This is a genomic window from Mesorhizobium sp., assembly GCF_041661565.1.
GTDB lineage: Bacteria > Pseudomonadota > Alphaproteobacteria > Rhizobiales > Rhizobiaceae > Mesorhizobium.
The window spans coordinates 1-10,830 of sequence record NZ_JBAZUD010000160.1 but is presented as its reverse complement, the minus strand read 5'-3'; the positions used below and the strand labels follow the sequence as shown (position 1 = coordinate 10,830).

Annotated in this window: 10 protein-coding genes; 5 read left to right on the top strand and 5 right to left on the bottom strand. The window is 63.8% G+C overall.

All coding sequences use genetic code 11. From position 1 onward, the window contains the following. The 5 genes from WC739_RS21905 to WC739_RS21885 form a co-directional block, all read left to right on the top strand. Window positions 1-942 (top strand): O-antigen ligase family protein (locus WC739_RS21905; protein WP_372955090.1); only part of this gene is annotated, 942 nt, incomplete at its 5' end. A 58-nt stretch (window positions 943-1,000) separates the two neighbouring features. Continuing rightward, entirely contained in the window at window positions 1,001-1,816 is an 816-nt protein-coding gene (gene proC, locus WC739_RS21900) for a pyrroline-5-carboxylate reductase (protein WP_372955089.1), read from the top strand. A 452-nt stretch (window positions 1,817-2,268) separates the two neighbouring features. Then, window positions 2,269-3,672: a PTS galactitol transporter subunit IIC gene (locus WC739_RS21895; RefSeq protein WP_372955088.1), complete on the top strand. Its 1,404-nt coding sequence runs from the start codon at window positions 2,269-2,271 to the stop codon at window positions 3,670-3,672. Window positions 3,673-3,739: 67 nt separating this feature from the next. After that, window positions 3,740-4,201: a PTS sugar transporter subunit IIA gene (locus WC739_RS21890; protein WP_372955087.1), complete on the top strand. Its 462-nt coding sequence runs from the start codon at window positions 3,740-3,742 to the stop codon at window positions 4,199-4,201. Between the two features lie 16 nt (window positions 4,202-4,217). Continuing rightward, window positions 4,218-4,505 (top strand): PTS sugar transporter subunit IIB, encoded by a 288-nt coding sequence (locus WC739_RS21885; protein WP_372955086.1) that lies wholly within the window; start codon window positions 4,218-4,220, stop codon window positions 4,503-4,505. Window positions 4,506-4,538: 33 nt separating this feature from the next. On the opposite strand, the gene WC739_RS21880 is transcribed toward WC739_RS21885, so the two are convergent. The 5 genes from WC739_RS21880 to WC739_RS21860 all read right to left on the bottom strand — a co-directional run. Continuing rightward, window positions 4,539-5,933, bottom strand: a complete 1,395-nt coding sequence (locus WC739_RS21880) for a multicopper oxidase family protein (RefSeq protein ID WP_372955085.1) — start codon at window positions 5,931-5,933, stop codon at window positions 4,539-4,541. Window positions 5,934-6,104: 171 nt separating this feature from the next. Beyond that, window positions 6,105-6,866: a glutamine amidotransferase gene (locus tag WC739_RS21875; protein WP_372955084.1), complete on the bottom strand. Its 762-nt coding sequence runs from the start codon at window positions 6,864-6,866 to the stop codon at window positions 6,105-6,107. A gap of 76 nt (window positions 6,867-6,942) precedes the next feature. Further along, the gene (locus tag WC739_RS21870; protein WP_372955083.1) at window positions 6,943-7,995 is read right to left on the bottom strand and encodes a rhamnose ABC transporter substrate-binding protein; all 1,053 of its coding nucleotides are present in this window, start codon (window positions 7,993-7,995) and stop codon (window positions 6,943-6,945) included. Further along, entirely contained in the window at window positions 7,992-8,981 is a 990-nt protein-coding gene (locus tag WC739_RS21865) for an ABC transporter permease (protein ID WP_372955082.1), read from the bottom strand. Before WC739_RS21865 ends, WC739_RS21870 begins: the two co-directional genes overlap by 4 nt. Next, on the bottom strand, window positions 8,978-10,830 hold a 1,853-nt coding region (locus WC739_RS21860), incomplete at its 5' end, for an ATP-binding cassette domain-containing protein (protein ID WP_372955081.1). The genes WC739_RS21860 and WC739_RS21865, both read right to left, overlap by 4 nt.

Genomic DNA, 10,830 nt, shown 5'->3' with positions numbered 1-10,830 from the left:
GACGCCTTCGCCAAAGTCGTCATCTTCACCGCCGTCGTGGTGATGGGTCTTTCCTATGCCGGCCTCATCGTCTTTCCGCACGAGGCGATGCACACCGCCGATTCGCAGGAGCCCGAGCATGCCGGCCTGTGGCGTGGCGTGTTCACCCACAAGAATATCGCCGGCCCGATCATGGCCTGTTTCAGCTTCGCGGGCCTGTACCTGTACCGGCGCGGGCAACGCTGGTGGGGCGCGGGCATTTTCTGCGCGGCGATGGTTTTCATGCTGCACACCGGCTCCAAGACGACCGCCGGCCTGGTGCCGTTCTCGATCCTGATCGTCGTGCTGCCCAGTCTGATGGGCATGCGGCTCGGCACGCCGATCCTGTTCGCGGCGGCGATAATCGCCACGGCGGTCGGCACGCTGGGCATCGTCTTCCTGCCGCCGGTGAAACATCTGGCGGCGATCTATTTTCCCGACATGACCTACACCGGGCGCACGACGCTGTGGGAGTTCGCCGGCTCCATGCTGGCGAAGAAGCCATGGACCGGCTACGGCTATGAGAGCTTCTGGGGAACGCCGCTGCTGCTCAACCAGGACCAGCCCTTCGACCGTCCGTGGGACATCAGGACCATCGTGCACGGCCATGACGGCTACCTCGACATCGCCGTGCTGATGGGCATTCCGGCACTTTGCGTGGCGGTCCACACGTTCCTGATGGCGCCTCTGCGCGACTACATGCGCATTCCGTTGCGCAAGGAAAACATCTATCTCGGCGATTTTTTCATGATGGTCGTGCTGTTCACGGCGCTCAACGCCTTCCTCGAAAGCTTCTTCTTCCATCGCGGCGATCCGGTGTGGCTGTTCTTCGTACTCGGGGTGCTCGGCCTCAGGCAGGTATCGCTGCGGCCGATCGCGGTGCGCGAGCCCGATCGCGACGCGCGGGCTTCGCGTCCATCTTGACAGGGCTTCCCCGCCGAGGCGCGAGCGTCTATGTGAAAGCCTTCCTTCGGAGGGCTCCATGACGATCAGGCTTGTTCTCGCCGGCTGCGGCAATATGGGTTACGCCATGCTCGCGGGTTGGCTGAAATCCGGCAAGCTCGCGCCCTCGGCGGTCTTCGTGGTGGAGCCCAATGCCGAACTGCGCCAGCGCGCGGCGGCGCTCGGCTGCGGCACGGCCGCGGATGCCGGCGAGATTCCCACTGATGCCGTGCCCGAGCTCGTCGTCATCGCGGTGAAACCCCAGGTGATCCGTGACGTCACGGCGGCCTACAAACGCTTCGGCGATGGCCGGACCACTTTCGTCAGTGTCGCCGCCGGCACCCCGGCGGCCACCTTCGAGGCAATTCTGGGCAACCGGGCGCCGATCGTGCGGTGCATGCCCAACACGCCCGCCGCCATCGGCAAGGGCATGATGGTTGTGTTCTCCAACCGGCTCGTTTCCGACGATACCAAGAGTTTCGTCGCCGACCTGCTGTCAGCGAGTGGCGAAGTGACCACCATCGAGGACGAGGGCCTGATGGATGCGGTGACCGCCGTCTCCGGCTCGGGACCGGCCTACATCTTCCATTTCATCGAAGCGTTGACCGTCGCCGCCGAGAAGGCGGGCCTGCCGGCCGCAACCGCCAGGCTGCTGGCCAAGCAAACCGTCTATGGCGCCGCCTCGCTCGCCATTGAAAGCGACGAGGAACCCGGCGTGCTGCGCCAGCAAGTGACCAGCCCCAACGGGACGACCGCTGCCGCCCTTGCCGTGCTGATGGGCGAGGACCGGCTGACCAACCTGCTCACCGAAGCGGTCGAGGCAGCGCGCCTGCGGTCTATCGAACTGGGAAAATAGAGCCGGCGCGCCGAGCGGCTTCAGTCGGCGCAAAGAACAGAACGGCGCGCCCTCGCCCGGCATGGGCCTGTTCCCGCGCTGCTGCCGCCAGGATATCCACAACTCCTTGACTCACGGCGGCCACAAGCGCGGCGAGCCCATTTTCAAGCCGCGCGGGCAATTTTCAGAGCAATGGCAGGACGATAGCCGCAATTTCCCGTCGGCCGGGAGAGCGCCGTTCGCTGTGCGCCATTGGCTCAAAGGGTTGCCAATTGACATTGTCGTGAACAGCCACAATAAAACATTCGTTTGGCGATGAAGGCAAATGTTCACCTCGGTCAGGTCGATCGGGAAGCGTTGCCTCGCGGCAGAATTGGGGGGAAACGTCTTTCACGCCACGGTGGTGCGGGAGATGTCGGATGGAGCATCAATAGGGGCGCCGGCCTGGCTCGGTGATCCTTGGGGAAGGAAAAATGGATACTATTCTCGCGGGCCTCAAAGGGGCCATCGATACGCTTGGGCCGACGATCCTGCTGCCGATCGTCATTTTCATCATCGCCGTGGTTCTGGGCGCCAAGGTCAGCAAGGCCTTTCGCGCCGCCGTCACCATCGGCGTCGCCTTCATCGGCATCAATCTGGTGCTCGGCCTCATGTTCACGTCCATTGGCGACGTTGCCAAGGCCATCGTCACCAACACCGGAATCCATCGCGACATCATCGACGTGGGTTGGCCATCGGCCGCCGCGATCGCATTCGGCTCTTCGGTCGGCCTGTGGGTCATCCCGGTCGGCATCCTGGTCAACATCGTGCTGCTGCTGACCCGAATGACGCGCACGCTCAATGTCGACGTCTGGAACTTCTGGCACTTCGCCTTTGTCGGCTCGCTCGTCGTCGCCGCGACGGACAATCTGGCCTACGGCATCATCGTTGCCGCACTTGTCGCCGCGCTCTCGCTGCTGTTCGCCGACTGGTCGGCGCGCGCGGTGCAGCAATTCTATGGCGTGCCCGGCATTTCGGTGCCACATCTCGCCTCCGCGCAAATCCTGCCGATCGCCATCATCCTGAACTGGATCATGGACCGCATCCCCGGCATCAACCGCATCAACATCAACACCGAGACCATCGAGCGCCGGTTCGGGGTGTTCGGCGAACCTGTCGTGATGGGCCTCATCATCGGCCTCGTCCTCGGCGCGATCGCCTTCTACAATGCGGGCGACCTCAGCGTGGTGCTGTCCAAGGTCCTGGGCACCGGCATGACGCTGGCCGCGGTCATGCTGCTGCTGCCGCGCATGGTCAAGATCCTGATGGAGGGGCTGATCCCGGTTTCCGACGCCGCACAGGAATTCGTGCGCAAGCGCACGGGTGACCGCGAGCTTCTCGTCGGGCTCGATTCGGCGATCCTGATCGGCCATCCGGCGGCGATCTCTTCGTCCCTGATCCTGGTGCCGATCGCGATCATCCTGTCCATCATCCTGCCAGGCAACCGCGTCATCCTGTTCGCCGACCTTGCGGTTATCCCCTTCATCGTCGCCATGACCGCGCCGCTGGTCAAAGGCAACGTGTTCCGCATGGTGGTGATCGGCACGGTGACCTTGGCCATCGGCTTCTACGTCGCCAACGCGCTGGCGCCGCTGTTTACAAGTGCCGCCGTCTCGTCGGGCTTCAAGCTGCCGGCCGATGCGCTGCAGATCACCTCGGTGGTCGACGGCTTTCTGTGGGTGCCCTATGTGATCATCGAGGCCATGGGACTTGGCCTTTTCGGCATCGTCCTGATGGCGGTGGTCATCGCCGTGCTGTTCGTGCTCTACCGCCGCAATCCGCTCGGCTGGGAGCGGGCCGCCGGCGCGGAAGACGAGCCGGTCGACGGCACGGCCTGACCTCGACGCCTTCAATCGAAACGATCGTGCGCCCTCCCCGGGCGCACGATCCATGACGGAGCAAGACATGTCGAACGGCCTCATGCAGCTTCTCGACCCCGAAGCGATCGTGCTCGCATCCGATGCCTCGACCAATGAGGAGATCATCCGCATCCTGGCCGGCCGGCTGGAGGCGCTTGGCTATGTCAAGAGTTCCTACGCCGACGCGGTGGTGCGGCGCGAAGCGACCATCCCGACCGGACTGCCACTGGAGCGCGCCGACAACGTCGCCGTGCCCCACACCGATCCGGAGCATGTGCTGAAGCCCGGCATCGCGCTCGGCACATTGAAGCGGCCGGTGACTTTCGCCAACATGGAAGATCCCGACGAGATGCTGCCGGTGGGCTTTGTCTTCCTGCTTGCCATCAACGACAAGGACAAGCAGATTGAAGCGTTGCAGTCCGTCATGGCCACCATCCAGGATCCGCAAGCCCTGGATGGACTGAGATCGGCCAGGACACTCGACGACGTGCGCGCCGTGCTCGGCTGAAACAGGAGGAGCAGTGATGGCCAGACAGAAAACGATCCTCTTTGCCTGCGGTACAGGCATCGCAACCTCGACCGCGGTCAATGTCGCCGTGACCGAGGCGATGAAGAAGCGAGGGCTCACCTTCAATGCTCAGCAGGCAAAGGCCACCGAAGTGCCGGGACTGGCCGACAGCGTCGACTTCATCGTCGCCACGACGCCGATCTCGGCTTCGGTGACCAAGCCGGTCATCAAGGGGCTCGCCTTCCTCACCGGCATCGGCAAGGACAAGGTGCTGGACGAGATCGAGGCGCAGCTGCGCAAGTAGCGCAACGGAGGCCGCCTCCTCCGCGAATCGGCGTCAGACCACCCTGACGTAGCTCGTCATTCCCGATTTCTGGTGCTCGATGATGTGGCAATGCAGCAGCCAGTCGCCCGGATTGTCGGCGACCAGACCGAGGCTCACCTTCTCATTGGGCTGGAGGAGATAGGTGTCGGAAATCAGCGGCTGCACCTGGCGGGTCGAGGATGACAGGACCTTGAAGCTCATGCCGTGCAGATGCATCGGATGCGACTGCGGCGTGAGGTTTTCCATGTCGATGACATAGCTCTTGCCGAGCTTCATTTCGGCCAGCGGCGCGGTCGGGTCCGGCGTGTCGCCCGACCACGGCACCTTGTTGATGGCCCAGAAGCTGTAGCCGAGTGATCCGCAGATGCCGTCGGTCGGCATGTTTTCTGCGGTGGCGCTGAGCGCAAGCGAAATATGCGCGGCGGTGGAGAGGTCGACTTCCGGCACCGGATTGACCTCCAGCGGCGCGACATCGCGAATGTCACGCTTGAGTGAAGTCCCAGTCGCGCGCAGGGTGGCCAGGACCTTGGGCTTGGTGCCCCTGACGTCGCGCAGGCTCACGACAGCGCCCTCTTCGTCGGGCATGCGGATGGCGAGTTCCAGGCGCTGGCCCGGTCCGAGCAGCAGGGCATCGGGTGCAAAGCGCTCCGGCACCGGATTGCCGTCGAGCGCGATGACAGTGGCGTCGGCCCCGTCGACGCGAAACGCATAGATGCGCGTGACATCGGTGATGGCGACGCGCAGCCGCGCCAGCCCTCCGGCCGGTGCGTCATAACGCGGCTGGTCGAGCCAATTGGCGGTGCGCACCGTGCCATAGGTGCCGGTCCTGGCCGCGTCGCGCGGCCGGAACTGGTCGATAAACTGGCCGTCGTCGCCGAGGCGCCAGTCGCGCAGGTTGAGGACGATTTCGGCATCGAATTTCGGATCAGCCGGGTTCTCGACCACGATCACGCCGGTCAGGCCGTGGCCCATCTGGGCCAGCGTGTTGCAGTGCGGATGGTACCAGAAGGTGCCGGCGTCTGGCGGCGTGAACGCATAATCGAAGTGATCGCCCTGGTAGACGTAAGGCTGGACCAGGAACGGAACCCCGTCCATCTTGTTTGGAACGCGGACACCGTGCCAGTGAATCGTAGTCGGATCGTCGATGCCGTTGACAAGGCGCGCCGCGAAGGGCTCGCCCTTTTTCATCCTGAGCACCGGCGGCATTCCGGCACTTCCATAGGTCAGCACATCCTTGGTCTGGCCGACATCCATCAACGTTGCCTGGATCCTTGCCGTCTGCAGCACGACCGGTTCAGCGCTGGCGGCCCAGCCGCCGAGCCGGCCCATCATGGCGGACAGGCCGACCCCGCCCGCACCGGCAATCGCGGCGGTTTTCAGAAGTCCACGGCGTGTGAACAAGGTCATTTCGTGCTCCAACTGCAAGGGCGGCTACCCCGGCGGCGTCACCGTCTTGCCATGGATCACAGGCCGGCAACCAGCGCAAATGCCGCTTTGCCGCAGGCACAAACCGCGATGTCCGCCGCCCCGGAAAGAGCGCCGCAGGGTTAGAGACCAGGGGGCTCGCCGCTTCTACGGTTATTGGATGCCGGCGAGCCAGCGGACCATGTTCACCATCAACTTGCCGTAGAGCGGCGATCCGAGAAAATCCTGCGAGAGCCAATGTGGGCCGATATCGGTCGCCCAGGCGACTGTCCGGCCTCGACCATGGTTGCGAACGGCGAGCAGCGGCCAGTCCGTTCCTCGATGATGGCAGGTTGCAAGCAGCCGGGATGAACCGTCGGGCCTGAAATCCAGCTTGTTCATGCCGAGGATCAGCGGCAAAGGCCCCTCCACGCCCGCGAAGATCGGATGGGTGGACTCGAGGATGGAGGTCTGCAGGCCCTGTGGCACCTCCATGCCATCGGAAACCGGCAAACAGCGCACGGGCAACACGTCTTCGACCGGAGTGTCGTGGAACCGTGCTGTCCCGAACATGCCCTGAAAGCCCATATAGCCGCCCGCCAGCATCAGCCCGCCGCCACCTTCGACATAGGCCTTCAGCACCTCGAGGCGATTGACGCCGACACGCCCGGCGCGGGCATCAGGGGTGACCAGCAAGGTCAGAGCGCCCACATCGGAGATCACCACCGCTTGATATTGGGCGAGCGCATCGAGGTCGTAGGGAAATTCCGCCGAACAGCGCTCGCCACCGATCTGCGTGACGGCGATGTCCTCGGTGGCCAGCGCGGCATTGAAGGCCGTCGCGCCATTAACCCACGCAGCACTCGTCAACACGTCGCCGCCGGCAGCGACCGAAGTCATCGCCGCGAAGGTCTCGCCTGCCAGCAAGAGTTTCATCGTCGCCTCACGCTTCTCGACAGAAGATTGAAAGCGGGCGCCGGCTCGAACCGGCTCCCGCCAGGCCTTGGGAGGCTTAGAACTTGAACTCGGCCAGGTTTTCCGGCGTCACGATCTTGGCTGGTCCAAGGATCAATTCGCCACTGGCGCCAATCGTGTATTCGCCAAGCCGGCCTGCCTTGAACTTCTCACCTTCCTTGCCGGTGATCTTGCACTGCGCAAGCGCCTGGGCAGTCTGATAGGTGAGATAGCCAAGGTCGGTGACATTCCACCAGATATCCTGCGCGGCGCCGTCCTTGATGTATTTCGAGATCAAAGTGGCAGGGGCCAGGCCGGTCAGCTTGACCTTGCCGATCATACCCGCCTCCTCGAGTGCACGCGCGGCCGCAGGAAGGCCGATGCCTGCTGGAACGATGATCACCTTGAGATTCGGGAACGCCTGCACAAGCGCAAGTGCCTGTTGCTGGTTGATCTGCTCGCTTTCTTCGCCGTAAGCGACCTGCACCAGTTTCATCTTGGAGAATTTCGGCTCAGCCGCCATCTTCGCCTTCATGAAGTCGATCCAGGCATTCTGGTTGGTCGCCGTGGGTGTCGACGACAGGATCGCGAATTCGCCTTCACCGCCGCTGAGATTGAATGCGCTTTCCAGCATCATTTCGGCGAGGCTGTCGCCCTTCACCTGATTTACGAATACCGCACGGGCGTCGGCCGCCACGTCGGAGTCATACGAAATCACTCGGACGCCCTGCTGCACGGCGCGCTTCAGCGCAGGCGCGACCGCGTTGGCGTCGTTACCGGCAATTGCGATGACCCCGACCTTCTGCGACACGAGGCTGTTGATGAATTCGATCTGCGCCTCAGCCGTAGCCTGCGACGGAGCGACCTGGGTAGCGGTGCCGCCAATTTCCTTCGCCGCCTCCTGGGCGCCTCCAAAAGCCACCTTGAAGTAGGGGTCGGTGTCGAGCTTGGGCAGGAAGCCGACCGTTACCGGCTCCTTGGCGCATTCCTGGCTCAGAGCCAGCGAGGTTGGTGCGAGCAGAACCGCGGATGCGAGCAGGGCTAATCTAAACGCTTTCATTGTGACTCCTCCGTTTAAAATTCGGGCTTGAATGAAGGGGCCCGAGATCACCCCTTGGTTTCGCGCATGGCGCGCGATCTTGAGAGCCTCTCCTGTGCGGAGCGCCAGTAATTGCCGACCAGCAGCGAGCCGATCAGAAGCAGGCCGATGATCATGCCCTGCGCGTCGCCGCCGATCTGGTTGAGCGCCAGCACATTGCGGATGACGGCAATCAGAACCAGGGCCAGCATGACGCCGGTGAGGCGGCCCTTGCCGCCAAACACGCTGACGCCGCCGAGCAGCACGATGGTGATGACATCAAGCTCCATGCCGAGCGCATTGTTGGCGCGGGCATTGGAGAGGCGCGCGGTATAAACGATACCGGCGATTGCCGCGACGACGCCCGAGACGATGAACAGGTTCAACACCATGCGGCGCGTGTTGATGCCGGAATAGCGCGCCACTTCGGGGCTGCCGCCGAGCGCATAGATGCGCTTGCCGGTCGGTGTCTTTTGCAGGACGACTGCGAAGATCGGCGCCAGCACCAGGAACGGCACGATGGTCCAGGGTATCTGCGTGCCCGGCAGGTTGTTGATGCCGAAATCCACGACCGCAGGCGGCAGGATGTTGACAGAACCTGTACCGAGCAGGATGTACCCGATGCCGCGATAGAGCGCCATTGTGCCGAGCGTCACCACCAGGGACTGCAAACCCAGGCCCGAAACCAGGTAGCCATTGAAGGCGCCGAGAAAGCCGCCAACGATGAGCGTCAGCGGGATTGCAGCCAGCGTCGGCACGCCGGCCTGGACAAGCAGGCCAAAGACCACGGACGTCAGCGCGAGCACAGAGGCGATCGACAGGTCGATCTCGCGGGTGATGATGAGCAGCGTCATCGGCAGGATCAGCAACGCCTTTTCCGAGGCGCTCGCGGCCAGTTGCGAAAGATTGAAGCCGGAGACGAAATTCGGCACGAACATCGCCGCGTAGAGGAATATGGCCAGGCAGGAGATCGCCAGCAGCAGATCCCAGAAGTCGATCGAACGCAGGAACTTTTTCATCGCGCCCTCGCCTGTCTTGCCTGCTCGGCGCGCCGCACGATGAAGGTGTCGATGCCGATGGCGACCAGGATCACCAGGCCGTAGACGCCTTGCAGCCACAGCGGATCCACGCGCACCAATGTCAGCCCGTTCTTGATGACCAAAAGGGTGAGCGCGCCGAGGATGATGCCGAGCAGCGTGCCCGAGCCGCCACGGATGGCGACGCCGCCGACAACCGCAGAGGCGATCACGGTGAGCTCGAAGCCGAGCGCGACGCGGGCATCGATGGTGGCATAGCGGGAGGCCCACAGCGCCCCACACAGGCCGCCGAGCAGCCCGGCCATGCCGAAGGCGAACAGGATGCGCCGGTCGACGGGGATACCGATCAGACGCGCGCCGTCCGGGTTGGAGCCGGTGGCGAACAACTCGCGCCCGAGGGCCGTGCGATAGAGCAGCACGTATCCGGCGCACAGGATGAGAATGGCGATGACGACGATCAGCGGCACGCCGGCGATCTTCAGGCCTGTCATGTCCAGCCAGGCCTGCGTGACTTCGTCGGCGCTGATCTGGTCGCCAGAAGCCCAAATCGAGTTGAAACCGCGAAAGATCGACATCGACGCCAGCGTGACGACGATGGCCGGGATCTTTCCCCTGGTAACGACGAGGCCGTTTATCAGGCCTGCAATGGCGCCGACCGCGCATGCCGTGGCAAGGCCCACGGCTATGTCGAGCCCCGGATAGGCCTGAACCATACTGGCAGCCATATAGGCTGAGAGGCCGATCACCGCGGCGATCGAGAGGTCAATGTTGCGGGTGATCAGCACCAGCATCTGCGCGAGTGCTGCGACCACGAGCAGGGCAGCATCCATCGACACGGCTGTCAGGTTTGGCGCGCTCACCATGCGCGGGTTTATGATGGTGACCGGAATGGCCACCGCCAGCATCGCGGCGAGCAACCCCAACTCGCGCCGCTTCAGGAAATCGAATGGTCCCTTTTTCCTCTCCTGGAAGGCGCCCCGCTCCGCCTGCGCCGCCGGATCGACGCCCTCGCTGGTCTTCGTCGCCGCCTCCAGCACTTTTTCCTGGGTGGCTTCTCCCTTGGCGAATTCGGCCGTCTGGTGGCCTTCGCGCAGCACGACGATGCGGTCGCACATGCCGATCAGCTCGGGCATTTCGGACGAAATCAGCAGGATAGCCATGCCTTGCGCGGCGAGGTCGGCGATCATCGCGTGCACTTCCGCCTTGGTGCCGACATCAATGCCTTGCGTCGGCTCGTCGAGGATCAAGACGCGCGGCTCGGTGCGCAGCCATTTGGCCAGCACCACCTTTTGCTGGTTGCCGCCGGACAATTCCTTGACCGGCTGACCGTAACTGGAGAAGCGCAACTTCATGCGTTTCAGCCAGCCCGCGACAAGCTCGATGGCGCGATCCGTGCCGTAAAAGCAGGCCGGCGCAGCCTTGTCGAGGACGGGCAGCACCGCATTGTCGAGGATCGAGAAATCCATCACCAGGCTCTGGCCCATGCGGTCTTCCGAGACATAGGCAATGCGCGCATCCATGGCGTCGCGCGCAGTTGCAAAGCGCAGGGCTTTGCCGTCGATCATGATTTCGCCGGCGTCCGGCTGGTCGATGCCGAACAGCACGCGCGCGATCTCGGACCGCCCGCTGCCGACCAGGCCGCCAAGCCCGAGCACCTCTCCGGCGTGGAGCTTGAGATCGATGCCGGAAAAGCCGCCGGCGCGCGACAGCCCCCTCGCCTCGAGCACCAGCGCGCCGGTGGCGTGGCGCCGTTCGGGATAGAGGTCGGTCAGTTCGCGGCCGACCATCATGCTGATGGCGGCGGCACGGCCGAGCTCCGCCTTCGGCTTGA